The organism is Streptomyces sp. Y2F8-2 (assembly GCF_014905555.1).
Lineage (GTDB): Bacteria > Actinomycetota > Actinomycetes > Streptomycetales > Streptomycetaceae > Streptomyces > Streptomyces cynarae.
Map to the genome: position 1 here is coordinate 235,599 of NZ_BNGS01000007.1, position 19,266 is coordinate 254,864.

Sequence of the window (19,266 nt, forward strand, 5' to 3'; positions counted from 1 at the left end):
CCCCACCTCTCGTCAGGCCGTGGGCCCCGAGCCCGCCACCCTACTAGCCGTGAGTGACGGAGCGGCACCCTCCGGGGGCGCGCTGTGCACGGGCGGACGCGTAGAGACATACGGCCGCGGCGGTCGCGAGGTTCAGGCTCTCGGCCCTGCCGTGGATGGGCACACGGACGACGGCGTCGGCCAGCTCCCGCGTCTCCTCCGGCAGTCCCCATGCCTCGTTGCCGAACACCCAGGCGGTGGGCACGCCCATCGTGCCCTTGTCGAGCTCGTCGTCCAGGTCGTGGTCGCCCGCTCCGTCGGCGGCGAGGATGCGCACCCCGGCGTCCTTGAGCCCGGCCACGGCCCGCTCGACGGGGACGCCGACGCCGACGGGCAGGTGGAAGAGGGAGCCGACGGAGGCGCGGACGGCCTTGGGGTTGTACACGTCGACGGAGGCGTCGGTGAGGACGACGGCCTCGGCACCTGCGGCGTCGGCGCAGCGCAGGACGGTGCCGGCGTTGCCCGGGTCGCGCACATGGGCGAGGACGGCGACCAGGCGGGGGCGGGCCGCCAGGATCGCGTCGAAGCCGGTGTCCAGGAAGCGGCAGATCCCGACCAGGCCCTGCGGGGTCACGGTGGTGGAGATGTCGGCGACGACCTGCTCCGCGGCGAGGTGGACGCGGGCGCCGGCGTCACGGGCCGCCCCCACGATGTCCGGGTACCGCTCCGCCGCGTCCGGGGTGGCGAACAGCTCGACGAGGGTCGCCGTGCCCCCGCTGCGGTGCGCCGCGGCCTCCCGTACGGCCTGCGGGCCCTCCGCGAGGAACAGCCGCTCCTTGCCCCGGAAGTTCCGCTTCGCCAGCCGCCGCGCGGCGCTGACGCGGGGGGAGCGGGGGGAGATGAGCTCGGGGGTGGCGGGGGGCATGCGGTTCACTTTCGGAAGCTCAGGGGTCTCTGTGGCGTGACAGCCGGCTCTTTCCCACCGCGACGGCGCCCAGCCACGACGGCGGACCTGGGGGGCTCCCCACGCCCTTGAGGCAGCGGGGGAGGTGCCGAACTGTCCGTCGCGGCGCGCAGCGTGTCGTGCCGTACGGGAGGGGTTTGTCGCTTGCCGGCGCTCGCAGGGCGCAGACACAACCGGACCCGCAGGCCGTCGTAGGCCTGCGGGTCCGGTTCACATCCGGCTGAAGCCGGCGCGGCGCCGTCGCGTCACGCAGCCTTGGGCGCGTTCACGTCCGACGGCAGGGCCTTCTGCGCGACCTCGACGAGCGCGGCGAACGCACCCGCGTCGTTGACGGCCAGCTCAGCGAGGATCTTGCGGTCGACCTCGATGTTCGCGGCCTTCAGACCCTGGATGAAGCGGTTGTAGGTGATGCCGTTGGCGCGGGCAGCGGCGTTGATGCGCTGGATCCACAGCTGACGGAAGTCGCCCTTGCGCTTCTTGCGGTCGTTGTAGTTGTAGACCAGCGAGTGGGTGACCTGCTCCTTGGCCTTGCGGTACAGGCGCGAACGCTGACCGCGGTAGCCGGAGGCCTGCTCGAGGATCGCCCGGCGCTTCTTGTGGGCGTTGACTGCCCGCTTGACGCGTGCCACTTGTTAACTCCTTGTAGCGGGGCCGTGGGGGTCCTCACACGGCCCGAAACGATTGGGTCCCGGTCCTGACGTACGTACGGCGCGGACTGATCAGCAGATCAAGCGCCGTGGCGTCACTTGCCGAGAAGCTTCTTGATCTTCTTGGCGTCGCCCGGGGCCATCTCGGCGTTGCCGGTGAGGCGACGCGTCAGACGGGACGACTTGTGCTCGAGCAGGTGGCGCTTGCCGGCGCGCTCACGGAGCACCTTGCCGGAGCCGGTGACCTTGAAGCGCTTGCTGGCACCGCTGTGCGACTTGTTCTTCGGCATAGCGCCGTTCTCTCCTCGTCGGTGGCGCTCCGGTGCCCGGTCGTTAAACCGGGCACGCTGGAGCGTCGCTCTTGTATCGGTTACATCCTGGGACTGGCGTCCCGGGCTTTCCGGGGTCCGTACGTCCGCCCAGCGGCGGTCGTACGTCCGTACGTCCGGCTCCCCCGGGGCTCACGCCCCGGGATCAGGCCTCGGCGGATGCCTCGGCCGGGGCCTCGGCGGTCTCGGCGTCGGCGGGGTTCTGCGAGCGGCCGGGGTTGGCCTTCGCAGACGCCTTGCGGGCCTCCTGCGCCTGACGGGCCTCGGCCATCGCCTCGGTCTTCTTCTTGTGCGGACCGAGAACCATGATCATGTTGCGGCCGTCCTGCTTCGGGTTCGACTCCACGAAACCGAGGTCCTGGACGTCCTCCGCGAGACGCTGCAGCAGTCGGTAGCCCAGCTCGGGGCGGGACTGCTCGCGGCCACGGAACATGATCGTGATCTTGACCTTGTCGCCCTGCTTGAGGAACCGGACGACGTGACCCTTCTTGGTGTCATAGTCGTGCGGGTCGATCTTCGGCCGGAGCTTCATCTCCTTGATGACCGTGTGCGCCTGGTTCTTGCGCGCCTCACGGGCCTTCATGGCCGACTCGTACTTGAACTTCCCGTAGTCCATGAGCTTGCACACGGGCGGACGGGCGTTCGCCGCGACCTCGACCAGGTCCAGGTCGTACTCCTGCGCAAGCTCCAGGGCCTTGGCAAGCGGCACGATGCCGACCTGCTCGCCACTGGGACCGACAAGTCGCACCTCGGGAACGCGAATCCGGTCGTTGATGCGGGGCTCGGCGCTGATGGATCCTCCTCGGTAGCACCTACGGCCGCCTGGCGGACGGCCGCGTATATGTCTGGGTTGACATAAGGACCAACCATCACGGCGCATGAAAAATGCCCCGGACGGGACACAGGCGGGACTCCGAACTTTCCGGAGCACCGCCGCGGTGGTCCGCGGGGCGCGATTTCGGGCGACTCCACCGTCCGTACGGAACGGTGGTGGCCGCCTGACCGGTGACCCGCCGCCCCTCGGGGTGGCAAGGTGGGAGATCGGAGCCTCCACTTGTGGGCCGGGCAACCAGGTGTCCGGCCGGTCGTCAGTCAAGGCTAGCAGCTTCGGTCGGCCAGGGCTAATTCAAGCGAACGCACGTCCGGCACCTATCGTGTGGTGCATGAGTGACACCTCCCCCTCGGAATCCGAGGCCCCCACGGAATCCCCGGATTCCGCCGCGCAGCCCGACTTCGACGCCATGACCCGCGACATCGCGGAGGTGCCCGCGGTCGAGGTGATCGTGACGGTCGCCGTCAACCTGATGAGCGCCGCCGCCGTGAAGCTCGGTCTCACCGAGGAGGGCGACAAGTACAAGGACCTGGACGAGGCCCGCAAGCTGGTGCACGCCCTCGCCGGGCTGCTCGACGCGAGCGCGACGGAGATCAGCTCCTTCCACGCGGCGCCGCTGCGCGACGGCCTGAAGTCGCTGCAGCTGGCGTTCCGCGAGGCGTCCGTCGTCCCGGACGAGCCGGGCCAGGGCCCGGGCGAGAAGTACACCGGGCCGATCTACGGCTAGGGCCTCTCGTTCGGATCGTGCCGGGCTCGCGGGGCCCGGCACGCACTCCCCCACTGCCTCAACGGCGTGGGGGCACCCCCAGCGGCGTTGTCGTCACTCGCCGACTCCCCACGCTCGAACACGCTCGCGCGGGGGGACCCCCATCGCGTCGCCCGCCGCGGTAGCGGCCGATGTCACAGCCTCCTCGCCGTGCGGCTGCACGCTCCCCCGCGCTCGAACGAGCTCGCGCGGGGGCGCCCCCATGGCCCCGCTCCCCGACCCGGCCTGATCCGAACGAAAGACCCCAGGGCCGACCCGGGACCGTACGAAGATCGTCACGAACGCACGAACAAGGGCTCGCCCGGAGGCGTCGCTCCGGCCGGCAGGACTGCCAGGTCGAGGCCGCGCACCAGGCGGGCCCTCAGTGTGTCGTCGGCCGCCATCCGCTCGGCCACGGCGCGCGCGGCCTCGCCCGGGCTCGCCGCCGGGTCCAGGACGAGCGCGAGGATGCCGTCGGCCTTGCCCGGGCCGAGGTAGGCGCGCCGCACGGCGGGCTCGGCGGCCACGGCGGCCCGTACGGCGCCGGTGACGGCCGGGTCGGCGAGCGGGTCGGTGGTCGTACGGCCCTCGGCGAGGGCGAGCAGCGTGGGGCCGGTCAGTTCGAACGGCACCGGACCGGACAGGTCCAGCACGATCGTGTCGGCCTTCTCGTGCGCGGCGGCCTGGAGGGCCTGGTGCAGCGGGACGGCGACCGGGCGGGCCGCAGGGTCCCAGCGGGCCAGCGCGTCCGTCGAGGTGAAGGCGGGCAGGGCGGTGCGGCCGCCGGCCTTCAGGGTCGGTACGGCCATCTCGCTGGTCTTCTCGCGGCGCAGCCCCTTCTCGTCCTCCTCCACCTCGCCGAGGATCGCGACGACGGGGACGAGGAGCCGTGCACCCTTCAGCGCCTCCAGGACGGGCCCCACGGCGGTGCGGTCCTCGGCCCAGGCGGCGAGCGCCGCGCTCAGCCGGGGGTCGGCCGAACCGTCGTCGTCGGAGAAGCCGGAGTCGGGAATGTTCTTGTTCGCCACGGTCACCGACCCTATCGGGGGGTCTTCGCCGGGGCAGTGCCGCCCCTGAGACACGGGTGGTCACCGCTCTCACCGGTTTCTCAGCGTCTCCTGACACACCTCTCACGCCCGTCCCACGGCGTGCACAGCACGGGTGAAGACCATCGGCGGCCATGGCGTCCCCGAGAGCCCACCGTCACCACCGCGCCCGCGCCTGTCGGCGCCGGGCGTACTTCTGCACGGCGCTGGCGGCAGCCGTCGTGGCCGGCGGTACGGCGACGGGGACGGTGTACCTGAGGGAGCGGGCGCACGCCGACGCGGGCGCCGTATCGTCGGCGTCGTCGGTGACGCCCTCGGCGTCGGCCCCGTCGAGCCAGGAGGCATCGGTGGAACCTGCCGCGGAACCCTCGGTGGACCGGGACGCGCTGCTGAAGCGGGCGATGGCGTCGGTGGCCGTCGAGGACACGGCGGACGCGGCCGTGGCGGTCCTCTCGATGGACTCCGGGGAGAGCGCCGCGTACGGCGACGGCACCTTCGACACGGCGAGCATCGTGAAGGTGGACATCCTGGCGGCGCTGCTGCTCCAGGCGCAGGACGACGGCCGGCACCTGACCGCGCAGGAGAAGGCGCACGCCACCGCGATGATCGAGAACAGCGACAACGGGTCCGCGTCGGCACTGTGGACGGCGATCGGGGGCGCCGACGGCCTGGACAGCGCGAACAAGCGGTTCGGCCTGACGGACACGGTCGGTGGTGAGGGCACGCTGTGGGGGCTCACGCAGACCACGGCGGCGGACCAGCTGACCCTGCTCCGGCAGGTGTTCGAGGACGACTCGCTGCTGAGCGAGGCCTCGCGGTCCTACCTGCGGGGGCTCATGGGCGACATCGCCGAGGATCAGCGGTGGGGGGTTTCCGCGGCGGCGGACGGCTCCGCGTGGGCGCTGAAGAACGGTTGGCTGGCGCGGAGCACGACCGGGCTGTGGGACGTCAACAGCATCGGACGGGTCACGGTCGGCGGGCGCGACTTCCTGGTGGCGGCGCTGTCCGGCGGGAACTCGACGAAGGAGAAGGGGATTTCGGTGGTGGAGGCCGCGGCGCGAGCGGCCGTGGCCGTCTTCCGGTGAGAGCACCGCAGCACCGCGGGTCGTCTACGCGGCGCTTCTGCGGCCCCTCCACAGCAGTGCCGAAGCCACCAGCAGCGCCACGCCCAGGGCGCCCGCCAGGGGGCCCGCCCAGCCCGGTGGGTCCGAGGCGGCGCCGGCCGTGTCCGGGCCGGAGCCGAAGTACTCCTTGCCGTACGCCGCCGGGTGCAGGTTGTCCGGTCTGAGGCCGGCGGCCGCCTTGATGGCTGCCGCGGGGTCGATGAAGCCGAAGCCGCGGGAGTCGTCCCTGCCGCCGGTGGGAGGGTTGCGAGCGGTCTTCTCCAGGAGCCGCTTGATCTGGGCCGGGCCGAGTCCCGGATGGGCCGCCTTGATGAGCGCCACGGCGCCCGAGACGAAGGCGGATGCCGCGCTCGTGCCCCAGCCCTCGTAGTACTTGCGGTCCGGTTCTGCGATGACGACGTCGACTCCGGGGGCGCTGACCGTGGCGTACCAGCGGCGGGTGGAGAAGGAGGCGCGGGTGCCGTCGCTGTCGACGGCGGTGGCCGCGATGACGCCGGGGTAGGCCGCCGGGTACGAGGTGTGGTCGCCGTGCTCGCCGCCGTTGCCGGCTGAGGCGACGACGACCGTGCCCTTCTTCAGCGCGTACTGGATCGCCTCGTCCTCGGCCGCTTCGGGGTGCGCGGAGCTGGAGTCGTCGCCGAGGGAGAGGTTGATGACGTCGGCGCCGTGGTCGGCGGCCCAGCGGATTCCTTCGGCGAGTGCGTTGCCACGGGTGTTGCGGGCCTTCGTACGGGCCGGGTCGCCGTCCTCGAGGATGACACGCACGGGGAGGATCTTCGCCTCGGGGGCGACGCCCATGACGCCGTCGGAGTCGTCGATCCCGTGGCCGTGGCCCGCGATGATGCCGGCCATGGCGGTGCCGTGCACGGCCCAGGCGGGGTCGCCGCGCCGGGCGCCGAAGCCGACCAGGTCCTTGGCGGGGAGGACGTTGCCCACCAGGTCGGGGTGGGTGTCGTCGACGCCGGTGTCGAGGAGGGCGACGGTGATGCCCTTGCCCTTGGTCGTCTGCCAGGCCTGCTGGACGTGCAGGGCGTCGAGGGCCCACTCCTGGGCCCGTATGCCGTCGGCGTGGGCGGCGGTGGCGGGCAGCAGGGCGAGGGCGGCGGCGATGAGGGGGGTGAGCAGGCGCGCGCCGGTCGTGCGGGCGCTCATGAGGACCTCTCCGTGGCCGAGGTGAAGGTCTTGCGCAGGGCCGCCTCGATACGGTCGGCGAGGCCGGCCGCGTCATTGCCGAGCCCCGCCTGGGCGGGGGCCGTGGTGGCACCCGTCTTCATGGCGCTCTCGGCCGGCTCGGGTTCGGTGACGGTGCGGCCGTCGGCGAAGCCGGAGACGCCGTAGACGACGACGGGGGCGTCCGTGAGGACGGATATCGTCCAGGACGCGCGCTGGGCGTCGCCGAAGCCCGCCGCGACGGTCCCCTCGGCCGCGTACGGGCGGGGCATGAGGTCGGTGCGGCGGTCCAGGCCCTCGTCCTTGAAGCGGCTGGCGAGGGCGCCCATGGCGGCGGCGTCGGCCCGGGTGAACAGCAGTCCGACGGTGGTGACCTGACTGCTGGTCGCGTCGGTGTAGGTGGCACGCAGCAGGCGCAGGCAGCCGACGGGGGCGAGGGCCTTGCGCAGGAGCGGGTCGAAGGCGTCCGTGCAGCCGCTGTCGGGGGCGACGGCGATACGGGTCCAGATGCGGTCGGCGCCGCCGGGGCCGGCGCCCGGGCCGTTGACGGTGGGCGGGAAGAGCCGGTCGACGGGGACGCTGTGCCACAGGGTTCCGGCGACGGCGTACGCGCCCCGCGCACCGTCCGGTGAGTCGTCCCCGGTGAGCCAACTGCCGGTCACGGCACCGCCGATGAGGCCGAGCCCGAGGACGAGGCAGGCGGCGGAGGCGGCGACCCTGGGGCGGACGCGGGCGCCCAAGTGCAGCCGCGGCCTGGGGGGTTCGACACCGCGGGTGTCGGGCTGGGCGAGGGTCACGAAGGGCCGCACCGGTTGGACGGGGCGCAGCCGCGCGGTGGTCTCCACGATGCCGGGGGTGTCCGCGGCGGGGGCGGCGCCGACGGCCGGGGGCGCGTCGGGGAAGCGTGCGGTGGCCACCGGCGGGGGCGGACCCGGGGTCCCGGCGTGCGGGTCGGACCGGACGTCCGCGAGCCGGCGGGACTCGGGGGCGGGCCGCGCCGACGGTTCCCGGTCACCACCGGATGCGCCCTCGGAGACGCCTGCGGGCCGCTGGGGCACTCCCGCGCCGAGCCGGAACGGCCGCGCGACGGCACCGGTCCGGGCGGACGCACCGACCGCACCGGGACCGGCCGGGGGCCGGCCCGCACCGGAAGGGGCCGGGTGCCCGGCCGCGGCGGAGTGGCCGGGGGCCTCCGCCGTGTCCGGCCGGTGAGAGCCAAGCTGCGTACCGGAACGGCCGAAGGAGTCGTCCGCGCCGGGCCGCACCGGGGCCCCGGCGGCGCCGGACCCGGCCGCGGCCTGCGTCCGGGGCGGCTGCTCGGGGCGGGGCGGGACCGGCGGGAAGGACGTACGGACAGGCGGAGTTGGCCGCGGTGCGACCGGCGCCTGCGGGCCGGACGGGGGTGCCGCCGCGGGCGGCTGCCCGGGGCGGGGCGGGATCGTTCCGGCGGAGCCGTTGCGCTGCGTCGGCCGAGGTCGGTCGCCTCCGGGCGCGGAGGTGCCGTTCGCCCCCGCGGGAGGGACACCCGGCGGCGTCGACGGGCGCGGCGGTGGCACGGAGGCGTCGGAGCGCGTCGTCGGGCGGGGCGCGGTCGCCGGCTCGTCGGGTGCCGTCGACGGACGGCGCGGAGGCACGGGGTCACCCGGCTGCGTGGCCGGGCGGGGCGGGCTCGAGGGGCGCGGAGGGATGGAGGCGCGGTGCGCTTCCGTGCTCATGCACCCCCCGTTTCGTTGTAGCCGGACCTCCCGGGACGTCCCGGGTGTTCGACCGCCCAGGGCGGACGGCCGGTAGGCGTGGTGCGGACGCCGGCCCGTCCTGGGCAGACATACCCGCGCGCGCGGACGCCCATCCCAGGCGTGCGCGCCCGAGCGGAGCAGCCGCTTGCCCACGTGCGCGTCACTCTACGGGTTGATCCGCCTCGAACGGGAACCGGTCCAGGTCACCGGCGGCATCTGCCCGGATCGTCCCCCTACCCTGCGGTAATCGCATCTGGCAGGCTGCGTCCATGACTGCCCGCGCCGCAGACCGGGCCCGCTACGACCGGGCCACCGCTCATCTCGACGCCCCTGTCGCGATCGTGGACCTCGAGGCGTTCGACGCGAACGCCGACGACCTGCTCCGCCGGGCCGGCGGCAAGCCGATCCGGGTCGCCAGCAAGTCCGTACGCTGCCGCGCTCTGCTCGAACGGGTGCTCGCCCGGGAGGGTTTCGCCGGCATCATGTCCTTCACGCTCACCGAGTCCCTGTGGCTGGCCCGCTCCGGTTTCGACGACGTCCTGCTGGCCTACCCGTCGGCCGACCGCCAGGCGTTCGCCGAACTGACCGGCGACCCCAAGCTCGCCGCCGCCGTCTCGGTGATGATCGACGACCCGGCCCAGCTGCGCCTCATCGACGACGCCCGCCGGGGCGGCACCGAAGAGGTGCGCGTCTGCCTGGAGTTGGACACCTCGCTGAAGCTGCTCGGCGGCCGGGTCCGCGTCGGCGCGCGCCGCTCACCGCTGCACTCACCCGAGCAGGTCGCCGAGATGGCCCGCACGGTGGTCCGTACGCCCGGTTTCCGGCTGGTGGGCATCATGGCGTACGAGGGCCATGTCGCCGGTGTCGGCGACGCGGTGGCCGGGCGTCCGGTGCGGTCGCGGGCCATCCGGCTGATGCAGGCCACGGCGCGCAGGGAGCTCGGCCGGCGGCGCGCGGAAGTGGTGCGCGCGGTCCGGGACGTGGCGCCGGACCTGGAGTTCGTCAACGGCGGCGGCACGGGCAGCGTCCAGTACACGGCCGCCGAGGACGCGGTGACCGAGATAGCGGCGGGTTCCGGGCTCTACCAGCCGCGGCTGTTCGACAACTACACCTCGTTCCGCGGCCGTCCGGCCGCCCTGTTCGCCCAGCCGGTGGTGCGCAGGCCGGGCGTCGGGGTGGTGACCGTGCTGGGCGGCGGCTACCCCGCGTCGGGCGCCGCGGGCCCCGACCGGCTGCCCGTGCCGTATCTGCCCGAGGGGTTGAAGTACGACCCGCAGGAGGGGCCCGGCGAGGTGCAGACGCCGCTGCTGGGCTCGGCCGCCGACGACCTGCTCATCGGCGACAAGGTGTGGTTCCGGCACGCCAAGGCGGGCGAGCTGTGCGAGCGTTTCGACGCGCTCCACCTGGTCGAGGGCGACCGGGTCACGGCGACCGTGCCGACGTACCGCGGCGAGGGGCACACCTTCCTCTGACGCGACCACCGGCACCGGCACCGGCACCGGCGCCAGGCACCGGTGCCGCCTTTGGGCCGCCCTGATGCCGCCGTGACCTGGAGTCACGGGGGCCGAGGCCCGCTACAGAGGCGTGACGTACGCGCCCGCGATTCCGCCGTCCACCAGGAAGTCGGTGGCGTTCACGAAGGAGGAGTCGTCGCTGGCAAGGAACGCGACCGCCGCGGCGATCTCCTCGGCCTCCGCGAACCGCCCGACCGGGATGTGGACCAGTCGGCGCGCGGCCCGCTCGGGGTCCTTGGCGAACAGCTCCTGCAGGAGCGGGGTGTTGACCGGCCCGGGGCACAGTGCGTTGACCCGGATGCCCTCCCGTGCGAACTGCACGCCCAGCTCACGGGACATGGCGAGGACCCCGCCCTTGGAGGCCGTGTACGAGATCTGCGAGGTGGCCGCGCCCATCCGGGCCACGAACGAGGCCGTGTTGATGATGGAGCCCTTGCCCTGGCGCCGCATGTAGGGGATGGCGGCCTTGCAACACAGGTAGACGGAGGTCAGGTTGACCTCCTGGACCCGCTTCCAGGCCTCCAGACCGGTCTCGAGGATAGAGTCGTCGTCGGGCGGCGAGATGCCCGCGTTGTTGAAGGCGACGTCGACGGACCCGTAGGTGTCGTAGGCCGCCTTGAACAGCGCCTCCACCTGCCCGGGGTCGGTGACGTCGACCTTCACGAACAGCCCGCCGACCTCCTCGGCGGCGGCCTTGCCGCGGGTCTCGTCGATGTCGCCGCAGACGACGTGCGCGCCCTCGGCGGCGAGGCGGCGCGTACTGGCGAGACCGATGCCGCTGCCGGCACCGGTGACGACGGCGGTGCGGCCGACCAGGCGGCGGCAGATGGTGTCAGAGGTCTGCGAGGTCACTGTCACTGTGCGGGGCCCTCCGTGCTGATGAAGACGTTCTTGGTCTCGGTGAAGGCGGTCAGGGCGTCCGGGCCGAGTTCGCGGCCGATCCCCGACTGCTTGAAGCCGCCGAAGGGGGTCCAGTAGCGGACGCTGGAGTGGGAGTTGACGGACAGGTTGCCCGCGCGGACGGCCTGGGAGACGCGCAGCGCGCGGCCGACGTCCCGGGTCCAGATGGAGCCGGAGAGCCCGTACGGCGTGTCGTTGGCGAGCCGGACCGCGTCGGCCTCGTCCTCGAAGGGCAGGACGACGGCGACCGGGCCGAAGACCTCCTCGACGGCCACGCGCGCGTGCGGGTCGACGCCGGTGAGGACGGTCGGCGGGTACCAGAAGCCCCGCCCCTCGGGTGCCTTGCCGCGGATCGCTTCGGCGTCCGCGGGGACGTACGAGCGGACCCGCTCCAGCTGGGCCCTGGAGATCAGCGGGCCCATCTGGGTGTTCTCGTCGGCCGGGTCGCCGACGAGGACGGACTCGACGGCGGGGGCGAGGAGGTCGAGGAAGCGGTCGTAGGCGGAGCGCTGGACGAGAATGCGGGTACGGGCGCAGCAGTCCTGGCCGGAGTTGTCGAGGAACGACATGGGGGCGGTGGCCGCGGCGGTCTCGAGGTCGGCGTCCGCGAAGACGATGTTGGGGCTCTTGCCGCCGAGTTCGAGGGTGACGCGCTTGAGCAGGGCGGAGCCCTTCGCCAACACCTGTTTGCCCACGCTTGTCGACCCGGTGAAGACGATCTTCGCCACGCCCGGGTGCTCGACGAGCGCGGCGCCCGCGACGGGGCCGTGGCCGGGCAGCACCTGGAACAGTCCTTCGGGCAGGCCCGCCTCCAGGGCCAGTTCGGCCAGGCGCAGGGCGGTGAGCGGGGTCGTCTCGGCGGGCTTGAGGAGCACCGCGTTGCCCGCCGCGAGCGCCGGAGCGGTGCCCCATGCGGCGATCGGCATCGGGAAGTTCCAGGGTGCGATGACGCCCACGACCCCTAGCGGTTCGAGGATCGTGACGTCCAGGCCGCCGGGGACCGGGATCTGGCGCCCGGTCAGGCGCTCCACTCCGCCGGCCGCGTAGTCGAGCAGGTCACGGACGTTGCCGGCCTCCCAGCGGGCGTTGCCGATCGTGTGGCCCGCCTCGCGTACCTCCAACTCGGCCAGTTCCTCGAGGTGTTCGTCGACTGCCCGGGCGAACCGGCGCAGCAGCCGGGCCCGGTCGCCGGGCGGGAGCGCCGCCCACCGGGACTGCGCCCGCGCGGCCCGTACGACGGCGGCGTCCACGTCGGCCGCGGTGGCGGCGGGGACGGTGGCGACGACCTCCTCGGTGGCCGGATTCAGTACCTGCAGATCGAGCTCGTTCGACACGGCGTTCGGCACGAAAGAACCCCTCACATGCGTTCGAAGGAGCGGCGCAGCTCCCAGTCGGTCACCGCGGCGTCGAAGGCCGCCAGTTCGACGCGGGCCATGTTGCTGTAGTGCGCGACCACCTCGTCGCCGAAGGCCGCCTTGGCGAGTGCGCTGTTCTCCCAGAGTTCGGCCGCCTCGCGCAGGGTGGTGGGCACGTGCGCGTACTCGGCGGTGTAGGCGTTGCCGGGGCACGGCTCGGGCAGCTCCAGCTCCTGCTCGATGCCGTACAGCCCGGCCGCGACCATCCCCGCGACGGCGAGGTACGGGTTGACGTCGCCGCCGGGGACCCGGTTCTCGAAGCGCGTCGAGCGTCCGTGGCCGACGACCCTCAGGGCGCAGGTTCGGTTGTCGTAGCCCCAGGCGACCGCGGTCGGGGCGAACGATCCCGGCTGGAAGCGCTTGTAGGAGTTGATGTTCGGCGCGTACAGCAGCGAGAAGTCGCGCAGGGCGGCCAGCTGCCCGGCGAGGAAGTGCCGCATGACCTCCGACATCCCGCCGGGGTCGCCGGGCCCGCCGGCCATGGCGTTGCGGCCGTGCTCGTCGGCGAGCGAGAGGTGGATGTGGCAGGAGTTGCCCTCGCGTTCGTTGTACTTGGCCATGAAGGTGATCGAGACGCCTTCCTGGGCGGCGATCTCCTTGGCTCCGGTCTTGTAGATCGCGTGCTGGTCGCAGGTCACCAGGGCGTGGTCGTAGCGGAAGGCGATCTCGTGCTGGCCGGGGTTGCACTCGCCCTTGGCGGACTCGACGGTCATCCCGGCGCCGGCCATCTCGTTGCGGATGCGGCGCAGCAGGGGCTCGATACGGCCCGTGCCGAGTACGGAGTAGTCGATGTTGTACTGGTTGGCCGGGGTCAGGCCCCGGTAGTTCGCGTCCCAGGCCTGCTCGTAGGTGTCCTTGAAGACGATGAACTCCAGCTCGGTGCCGACCTGGGCGGTGTAGCCGAGGGCGGCCAGGCGCTCCAGCTGGCGGCGCAGGATCTGGCGGGGGGCGGCGAGCACGGGTGAGCCGTCGTTCCAGGCGAGGTCGGCGATGACCATGGCCGTGCCCTCGTGCCAGGGCACCCGGCGCAGGGTGCTCAGGTCCGGGTGGAGGGCGAAGTCGCCGTAGCCGCGGTCCCAGGAGGACATGTCGTACCCGTCGACCGTGTTCATCTCGGTGTCGACCGCGAGGAGGTAGTTGCAGCCCTCGGTGCCGTGCTCCAGCACCTCGTCGAGGAAGAAGCGCGCGGCGAACCGCTTGCCCTGGAGGCGCCCTTGCATGTCGGGGAAGGCCAGGACGACAGTGTCGATCTCGCCGCCCGCTACGAGGGCGTGCAGCTCCTCGAGGCCGAGCGGGGATGTGCGGTCTGCCACGGGAGGTCTCCTTCGGGTCCGCCGGAAGTCATAAGGTATTTCCGAGAACCATTGCTTGGGAAGGGGGCACGGCCGGATGTCGCAGGCGGAGGGCGACGACCTCGCCGCCGGCGTGCGGGACCGGTTGACGCCGGTGCTGCGGCCGGTGCGGGCGGGCAACGGCTTCGAGGAGGCGCTGGAGCAGATCCTCCAGGTGGTCCGCCTGGGGCTGGTGCCGGGCGGCGAGCGGCTGCCCGCAGAGCGGGAGCTGGCGGAGCGGCTGGGGATCAGCCGGGTGACGCTGCGCGAGGTGCTGAAGGTGCTCCAGGACCAGGGTCTCGTCGAGTCGCGGCGGGGGCGCTACGGCGGCACGTTCGTCCTGCCGCGCGTGGACGCGGGCGGCGAGGACGAGCTGCGCCGGCGCATCGAGAGGGTCGACATCGAGGACGTGCTGCGGTTCCGTGAGGTGCTGGAGGTGGGGGCGGCGGGCCTGTGCGCGAGGCACGGCCTCACGGACGAGCAGGCGGCACGGCTGCGGGAGGCCCTGGTCCGCACCCAGGACGCCCCGCTGACGGAGTACCGGCGCCTGGACACGCTGCTGCACCTCACACTGGCGGAGCTCGCCGGGTCACCGTCGCTGACGGCGCAGTACGCGGCCGTACGGGCCTCGGTGAACGACCTGCTGGACTGCATCCCGCTGCTGGTGCGCAACCTGGAGCACTCGCAGCGGCAGCACGAGGCGCTGGTGGAGGCGGTGCTGGACGGGGACGCCGACGGGGCTCGGGAGATCATGCGGGAGCACTGCGCGGGGACGGCGGCGCTGCTGCGGGGCTTCCTGGCCTGAGTTCGCATTTAAGGTATCGGCATGCACCATTGAGGCTCTGGGAGGAGGCCCGTATGACCGGACGGCCGCTGATCGGCGTGAGCACGTATCTGGAGGGCGGGGCGCGCTGGGGCGTCTGGGAGCTGGAGGCTGCGCTGCTGCCGGCGGGTTATCCGCGGCTGGTGCAGCGGGCCGGCGGGCTCGCCGCGATGCTCCCGCCGGACGATCCGGCGCAGGCGGCGGCGACGGTCGCCCGGCTGGACGGCGTGGTGATCGCGGGCGGCCCGGACGTGGACCCGGCCCGCTACGGGGCGGAGCGCGACCCGCGCACCGGGCCGCCCGCGCCCGAGCGGGACGCCTGGGAACTGGCGCTGATCGGGGCGGCGCTCGCGTCCGGCACGCCGCTGCTCGGCATCTGCCGCGGGATGCAGCTGCTCAACGTGGCCCTGGGCGGCACACTCGTGCAGCACCTCGACGGTCACGTCGTCCAGGTCGGCGCGTTCGGCGGGCACAGGGTCAAGCCGGTGCCGGGCACGCGCTACGGGGAGGTGGTTGCGGAGTCGGTGTCGGTCCCGACCCACCACCACCAGGCCGTGGACCGCCTCGGGGACGGACTGGTGATCTCGGCGTACGCGGAGGACGGCACACCGGAGGCGGTCGAAGTGCCGGGTGCCGCCTGGGTGCTGGGCGTGCAGTGGCACCCGGAGATGGGCGAGGACGTCCGGGTGATGCGGGCGCTGGTGGAGGCGGCGTCCGCCCGCGCCCAGGCCGCGCGCAACCCCGGCGCTCGTCTTACGAGTCAGCCCTGACGCTTGTCTCCCGCGTCAGCCCTGGCCTCCGTGCGGCGTCAGCCCAGGCCTCGTCCCGCGTCAGCCCCGACTCCGTCCCGCGCCAACCCAGGCCTCGTCCCGCGTCAGCCCTGCCCTCTGTGCCGCGTCAGCCCCAGCAGATCCCGTCCCGGGCCCGTCGGACGGTGTCCGGTGCGCCACACCGCTCGCAGCGCGCGGTCCAGGCGTACGCCGTCGACCGGGACACTCACCAGGCGGCGGGCCGAGAGTTCCTCGCCCACGGCGAGTTCGCTGAGGACCGCGGGGCCCGCGCCGCTCACCGCCGAGGCCTTCACCGCGGTGGTCGACGACAGTTCGAGCAGCGGGCGGGCGAGGCCGCCCAGGGCCGCGTCCAGGACCTGACGCGTGCCCGAGCCCTCCTCCCGGAGGATCAGCGGGGTCGAGGCCAGTTCCCCGGCCGTGAGCGGCCTGCGGCGGCGGGCCCAGGGGTGCCCCGGCGCCGTCACCACGATCAGCCGGTCCCTGGCGACGACCGCCTCGTCCAGTCCCGTCGGTACGGAGAGCCCCTCCACGAAGCCCAGGTCGGCCTCGTCCGCGAGCAGCCGTTCCGCGACCGCCGCCGAGTTCCCGGCCAGCAGCGACACCGCCGTGTCGGGCCGCTGGGCGCGCAGGGCGATCAGCCAGCCGGGCAGCAGGTACTCCGCGATCGTCATGCTCGCGGCCACCCGCAGCCGGGAGTCCCGCCGGCCCCGGAGCGCCTGCGCCCCCGCGTCGAACGCCTCCGCCGCCTCCACGATCCGCCGCGCCCAGTCGGTGACCAGCGCCCCCGCGGCGGTCAGCCGGGACCCCCGGGGCGAACGGTCCACCAGCGCCACCCCGAGCTGCCGCTCCATCGAGCGGATCCGGCTGCTGGCCGCCGGCTGGGTGATCCCCAGCTCCCGCGCGGCCCGCCCCAGGCTGCCCAGCCGGGCCACTGCGAGCAGCAACTCCAGTGCCCCCAGATCCGGTACCCGGTGCGCCAGACCCGCCCCCGGAAGCCCCGCCTCAACATCCTCAGCCATAAACACAGCTTATGCCCACATAGAGGCGTGATCCCTGGTGCCGGCCTCTGCCCGGCGGGACCGTGCATCCATGGTCACCGCAGCCCAGCCCCCAGGGTCCTTCTCACGGGGATCCGTGAGGAGCGCCCTCTCCCTGCCCACCCGCTCCCGACGTGCCCCCGCTGTCCGGTACCTCGGACCGAACTGGTACGCCTCCGTGATGGGCACCGCGATCGTGGCGACCGCCGGCGCCGGTCTGCCCGGGGCCGTGCACGTGCCGGGGCTGCGGACCGTCTGCACGGTCGTCTGGGCGGTGGCGTCGACCCTGCTCGCGGCCCTGCTCGTCGCCCGCACCCTGCACTGGGTCCACCACCGCGACCAGGCCCGCGCCCATCTCCTCGACCCCGCCGTGGCCCCCTTCTACGGCTGCCTGGCCATGGCCCTGCTCGCGGTGGGCGGCGCCACCCTGGCCGTCGGCCGGGACTGGATCGGGGCGGGCCCCGCCGTCGCCGTGGACACCGTCCTGTTCACCGCAGGCACTGTCATCGGTCTCGTCGCCGCCGTCGCCGTGCCGTATCTGATGGTCGCCCGGCACCGCATCGAGCCGGAACAGGCGAGCCCTGTGTGGCTGTTGCCCCTGGTCGCTCCCATGGTCTCCGCGGCCCAGGGTCCGCTGCTGGTCCCGCACCTGCCCGCCGGCCGGGCCCGCGAGACGCTGCTGCTCGTCTGTCTCGCCCTGTTCGGGCTGAGCCTGCTGGCCACGCTCGTGACCCTGCCGCCGATCCTGACCCGGCTCATCACCGCGGGACCGCTCCCGCTGCCCCTGACACCGACCCTGTTCCTGGTGCTCGGCCCGCTCGGCCAGTCCACCACCGCCGTCGGCACCGCCGCCGACGCCGCCCGCGGAGCCGTACCGGCCCCGTACGCCGAGGGCTTCGCCGTCCTCGCCGTGCTGTACGGCGTCCCGGTCATGGGCTTCGCCCTGCTGTGGCTGGCGCTCGCGGCCGCGCTGGTGGTGCGGGCCCTGCGGCAGGGCATGGGCTTCGCCATGACCTGGTGGGCGTTCACGTTCCCGGTCGGCACCTGTGCCACCGGCGCGGAGGCGCTGGCCCGGCGCACGGGGCTCGCCGCCTTCGACGGGCTCGCGGTCGGCCTGTACGCGCTGCTCGTCGCCGCGTGGGCCGTGGCCGCCGTCCGGACCGGCCGGGGTGTCGTCAGCGGCGAGCTGCTCGCAGCCCCTGGGCGAGTACCTGTGGCGCCTCGGTCAACGAGGGACCGTACCAGGTGAGGTGACGCCCGCTGACCAGCGCGCACGGCAGCCCTTCGAACGCCTCCGGACCGTCGTCGGCGGTGAAGCGGTACGGCTCGTCGGGCAGCACCACCAGGTCGGGGGCGGCGTCCCGCAACTCTTGAAGGGGAACCTTCGGATAGCGCTCCGGGTGCGTCCCGTACAGGTTGCCGACGCCGAGCCGGGCCAGGACGTCCCCGGCGAAGGTGTCCCGGCCCAGCACCATCCAGGGCCTGCGCCAGACGGGGACGACGGCGGTCCTCCGGGTCCCCGGCTCCGGCAGCCGTGACCACGCCGCCTCCGCCTCCTCCAGCCAGCGGGGCCGGGTCGGCGCGCCGCACGCCGCCACCACCCGCTTCAGCTCGCGGAACGCCTGCGGCACGTTCCGCACCTCGGTGACCAGGACGTCCAGGCCCGCCTCGCGCAGGGCGGTGAGGTCCGGTCCGCGGTTCTCCTCCTCGTTGGCGAGCACCAGGTCGGGGGCGAGCCCGACGATCCGGTCGACCTTCGGGTTCTTGGTGCCGCCGATCCGGACGACGTCGAGGTCCGCCGGGTGGGTGCACCAGTCGGTGGCGCCGACCAGGGCGCCCGGCACGGAGGCGGTGACGGCCTCGGTCAGCGACGGCACCAGTGAGACGACCCGCATCCTGCCTCCTCGGGCCTTGGCGGTGACGGCAATCAGGTCAGCGGCGGCGCGACCGGTCCTCGACCGCCTCGATGTGGTCCGCGACCGCGACCACCACCACGCGCGTGTCCGGGACGGTCGCCCGCCAGCGGTGCCGCACTCCCCCGCTCAGGTACAGCGTGTCCCCCCGCCCGAGCCGGTGCGCCCGGCCCTCCGCCTCTATCTCGACGGCGCCCTCGACGACGTACATCAACTCGTCGTTGCGGTGCTGGAATTCGCGTCCCTCGTCGTGGTCCCCGATGAACTCCATCGCGTGCAGCTGGTGGTGCCCGCGCACCAGCGGACGCACTCTGGTCTGCCCCGGCGGGACCGACTCGTCGTCGGCGCGCAGCACGTCCACGCTGCACGCAGGGTCCGCCGCGGCCAGCAGGTCGACGGCGGTGGTGCGCAGGGCGTCGGCGATCCGCTCCAGGGACGGCCGGCTCGGACGCGCCCGCTCGTTCTCCACCTGGCTCAGGAAGGGCACCGACAGGCCGCTGCGCTCGGCCACGACGGCGAGGGTGAGCTCCAGCGCGCGGCGGCGCCGCCGTACGGCCGCGCCCACCCGAAGGGGCTGCTCTTTGTGGTCGCCCATCGCTCCGGCTCCCTCCCTCGCTCGTCGGTCCACTGCTTCTTCTGAGTTGTCTGCACCCTACGCATGTTCGGCAAACCGTTTCATGCGCCCGTCACATCGGTGTCATATACAAGAGTGGTGAAGGCCAGGGTTCGCGCCACCGGACGAGCCGCCCCGCCTCCCCGCGCACGCCGCGCTCACCTGCGAGGAAAGGGCTGACCAGGGGCGTCTGGCACCCCGCGCGAGGTGCCGGATGCGTCGGGACCGGTCAGGGAAGACAGTCGTACGGTCACGATCGGCGAATTGGGCCGTTGCGGGGTTGTCCGGATTTTTTCTCGCACGGTCTCGTACGGGAGTACAGGAGAACGGGAGTACAGGAGAACGGGTGAACGGGAG

The 19,266-nt window shown here is 73.3% G+C and carries 19 protein-coding genes; 6 read left to right on the top strand and 13 right to left on the bottom strand.

The features are described 5' to 3' along the window. Positions 1-43 precede the first annotated feature (43 nt). The 4 genes from SY2F82_RS24315 to infC form a co-directional block, all read right to left on the bottom strand. The gene (locus SY2F82_RS24315; RefSeq protein WP_200421298.1) at positions 44-904 is read right to left on the bottom strand and encodes an RNA methyltransferase; all 861 of its coding nucleotides are present in this window, start codon (positions 902-904) and stop codon (positions 44-46) included. Positions 905-1,188: 284 nt separating this feature from the next. Next, positions 1,189-1,572 carry a 50S ribosomal protein L20 gene (rplT, locus tag SY2F82_RS24320; RefSeq protein ID WP_019325184.1) on the bottom strand — a complete coding sequence of 128 codons (384 nt, stop codon included), beginning with the start codon at positions 1,570-1,572 and terminating at the stop codon, positions 1,189-1,191. A 113-nt stretch (positions 1,573-1,685) separates the two neighbouring features. Then, complete coding sequence (gene rpmI / locus SY2F82_RS24325) at positions 1,686-1,880, bottom strand: 50S ribosomal protein L35 (RefSeq protein WP_007829094.1); 195 nt, start codon at positions 1,878-1,880, stop codon at positions 1,686-1,688. Positions 1,881-2,064: 184 nt separating this feature from the next. After that, positions 2,065-2,712, bottom strand: coding sequence for a translation initiation factor IF-3 (infC, locus tag SY2F82_RS24330; protein WP_103845041.1), 648 nt, complete (start codon positions 2,710-2,712; stop codon positions 2,065-2,067). 370 nt (positions 2,713-3,082) lie between these two features. Between infC and SY2F82_RS24335 the strand changes: the two genes are divergently transcribed. Beyond that, positions 3,083-3,478 (top strand): DUF1844 domain-containing protein, encoded by a 396-nt coding sequence (locus tag SY2F82_RS24335; protein WP_200421299.1) that lies wholly within the window; start codon positions 3,083-3,085, stop codon positions 3,476-3,478. Between the two features lie 314 nt (positions 3,479-3,792). Here the strand turns inward: SY2F82_RS24335 and SY2F82_RS24340 are convergent, their stop codons facing one another. Beyond that, a complete protein-coding gene (locus SY2F82_RS24340) occupies positions 3,793-4,524 on the bottom strand; it encodes an SseB family protein (RefSeq protein WP_200421300.1) in 732 nt (243 codons plus the stop codon). Positions 4,525-4,676: 152 nt separating this feature from the next. On the opposite strand from SY2F82_RS24340, the gene SY2F82_RS24345 reads away from it, so the two are divergent. Then, on the top strand, positions 4,677-5,627 hold the full coding sequence (locus tag SY2F82_RS24345) for a serine hydrolase (RefSeq protein WP_200421301.1): 951 nt from the start codon (positions 4,677-4,679) through the stop codon (positions 5,625-5,627). 24 nt (positions 5,628-5,651) lie between these two features. On the opposite strand, the gene mycP is transcribed toward SY2F82_RS24345, so the two are convergent. Together mycP and SY2F82_RS24355 are read right to left on the bottom strand one after the other, a co-directional pair. Beyond that, a complete protein-coding gene (gene mycP, locus SY2F82_RS24350; RefSeq protein WP_200421302.1) occupies positions 5,652-6,818 on the bottom strand; it encodes a type VII secretion-associated serine protease mycosin in 1,167 nt (388 codons plus the stop codon). Further along, the gene (locus SY2F82_RS24355) at positions 6,815-7,753 is read right to left on the bottom strand and encodes a hypothetical protein (protein WP_374707202.1); all 939 of its coding nucleotides are present in this window, start codon (positions 7,751-7,753) and stop codon (positions 6,815-6,817) included. The genes mycP and SY2F82_RS24355 overlap by 4 nt, the downstream gene beginning before the upstream one ends. A gap of 1,088 nt (positions 7,754-8,841) precedes the next feature. Between SY2F82_RS24355 and SY2F82_RS24360 the strand changes: the two genes are divergently transcribed. After that, positions 8,842-10,044 carry an amino acid deaminase/aldolase gene (locus SY2F82_RS24360; RefSeq protein WP_200421303.1) on the top strand — a complete coding sequence of 401 codons (1,203 nt, stop codon included), beginning with the start codon at positions 8,842-8,844 and terminating at the stop codon, positions 10,042-10,044. Positions 10,045-10,146: 102 nt separating this feature from the next. On the opposite strand, the gene SY2F82_RS24365 is transcribed toward SY2F82_RS24360, so the two are convergent. From SY2F82_RS24365 to SY2F82_RS24375, 3 genes are read right to left on the bottom strand one after another with little or no spacing between them, the layout of a single operon-like run. Then, positions 10,147-10,938 (bottom strand): 3-oxoacyl-ACP reductase, encoded by a 792-nt coding sequence (locus tag SY2F82_RS24365; protein ID WP_200421496.1) that lies wholly within the window; start codon positions 10,936-10,938, stop codon positions 10,147-10,149. Between the two features lie 2 nt (positions 10,939-10,940). Then, a complete protein-coding gene (locus tag SY2F82_RS24370) occupies positions 10,941-12,320 on the bottom strand; it encodes an aldehyde dehydrogenase family protein (protein ID WP_200421497.1) in 1,380 nt (459 codons plus the stop codon). A 23-nt stretch (positions 12,321-12,343) separates the two neighbouring features. Next, positions 12,344-13,714: a glutamine synthetase family protein gene (locus SY2F82_RS24375; RefSeq protein ID WP_200421304.1), complete on the bottom strand. Its 1,371-nt coding sequence runs from the start codon at positions 13,712-13,714 to the stop codon at positions 12,344-12,346. A 76-nt stretch (positions 13,715-13,790) separates the two neighbouring features. Between SY2F82_RS24375 and SY2F82_RS24380 the strand changes: the two genes are divergently transcribed. Next, positions 13,791-14,537, top strand: coding sequence for a FadR/GntR family transcriptional regulator (locus SY2F82_RS24380; protein WP_200421305.1), 747 nt, complete (start codon positions 13,791-13,793; stop codon positions 14,535-14,537). 53 nt (positions 14,538-14,590) lie between these two features. Further along, entirely contained in the window at positions 14,591-15,325 is a 735-nt protein-coding gene (locus SY2F82_RS24385) for a gamma-glutamyl-gamma-aminobutyrate hydrolase family protein (protein WP_200421306.1), read from the top strand. 104 nt (positions 15,326-15,429) lie between these two features. Here SY2F82_RS24385 and SY2F82_RS24390 read toward each other — a convergent pair whose 3' ends face one another. Continuing rightward, a complete protein-coding gene (locus SY2F82_RS24390) occupies positions 15,430-16,365 on the bottom strand; it encodes a LysR family transcriptional regulator (protein WP_200421307.1) in 936 nt (311 codons plus the stop codon). 70 nt (positions 16,366-16,435) lie between these two features. Here SY2F82_RS24390 and SY2F82_RS24395 point away from each other — a divergent pair, with 70 nt between their 5' ends. Then, a complete protein-coding gene (locus tag SY2F82_RS24395; RefSeq protein ID WP_200421308.1) occupies positions 16,436-17,632 on the top strand; it encodes a TDT family transporter in 1,197 nt (398 codons plus the stop codon). On the opposite strand, the gene SY2F82_RS24400 is transcribed toward SY2F82_RS24395, so the two are convergent. Then, the gene (locus SY2F82_RS24400; RefSeq protein ID WP_200421309.1) at positions 17,559-18,278 is read right to left on the bottom strand and encodes a helical backbone metal receptor; all 720 of its coding nucleotides are present in this window, start codon (positions 18,276-18,278) and stop codon (positions 17,559-17,561) included. The genes SY2F82_RS24395 and SY2F82_RS24400 overlap by 74 nt on opposite strands. A 37-nt stretch (positions 18,279-18,315) precedes the next feature. After that, positions 18,316-18,891 (bottom strand): helix-turn-helix domain-containing protein, encoded by a 576-nt coding sequence (locus SY2F82_RS24405; RefSeq protein WP_200421310.1) that lies wholly within the window; start codon positions 18,889-18,891, stop codon positions 18,316-18,318. Positions 18,892-19,266: the final 375 nt, after the last annotated feature.

Excerpts from the sequence above, each read along its gene's own strand:
- SY2F82_RS24345 (WP_200421301.1), top strand. The coding sequence starts at position 4,677 with ATGGCGTCCCCGAGAGCCCACCGTCACCACCGCGCCCGCGCCTGTCGG.
- SY2F82_RS24360 (WP_200421303.1), top strand. The coding sequence starts at position 8,842 with ATGACTGCCCGCGCCGCAGACCGGGCCCGCTACGACCGGGCCACCGCT.
- rpmI (WP_007829094.1), bottom strand. The coding sequence starts at position 1,880 with ATGCCGAAGAACAAGTCGCACAGCGGTGCCAGCAAGCGCTTCAAGGTC.
- SY2F82_RS24390 (WP_200421307.1), bottom strand. The coding sequence starts at position 16,365 with ATGGCTGAGGATGTTGAGGCGGGGCTTCCGGGGGCGGGTCTGGCGCAC.
- SY2F82_RS24395 (WP_200421308.1), top strand. The coding sequence starts at position 16,436 with ATGGTCACCGCAGCCCAGCCCCCAGGGTCCTTCTCACGGGGATCCGTG.
- SY2F82_RS24385 (WP_200421306.1), top strand. The coding sequence starts at position 14,591 with ATGACCGGACGGCCGCTGATCGGCGTGAGCACGTATCTGGAGGGCGGG.
- mycP (WP_200421302.1), bottom strand. The coding sequence starts at position 6,818 with ATGAGCGCCCGCACGACCGGCGCGCGCCTGCTCACCCCCCTCATCGCC.
- SY2F82_RS24380 (WP_200421305.1), top strand. The coding sequence starts at position 13,791 with ATGTCGCAGGCGGAGGGCGACGACCTCGCCGCCGGCGTGCGGGACCGG.
- SY2F82_RS24400 (WP_200421309.1), bottom strand. The coding sequence starts at position 18,278 with ATGCGGGTCGTCTCACTGGTGCCGTCGCTGACCGAGGCCGTCACCGCC.
- SY2F82_RS24405 (WP_200421310.1), bottom strand. The coding sequence starts at position 18,891 with ATGGGCGACCACAAAGAGCAGCCCCTTCGGGTGGGCGCGGCCGTACGG.
- SY2F82_RS24315 (WP_200421298.1), bottom strand. The coding sequence starts at position 904 with ATGCCCCCCGCCACCCCCGAGCTCATCTCCCCCCGCTCCCCCCGCGTC.
- SY2F82_RS24335 (WP_200421299.1), top strand. The coding sequence starts at position 3,083 with ATGAGTGACACCTCCCCCTCGGAATCCGAGGCCCCCACGGAATCCCCG.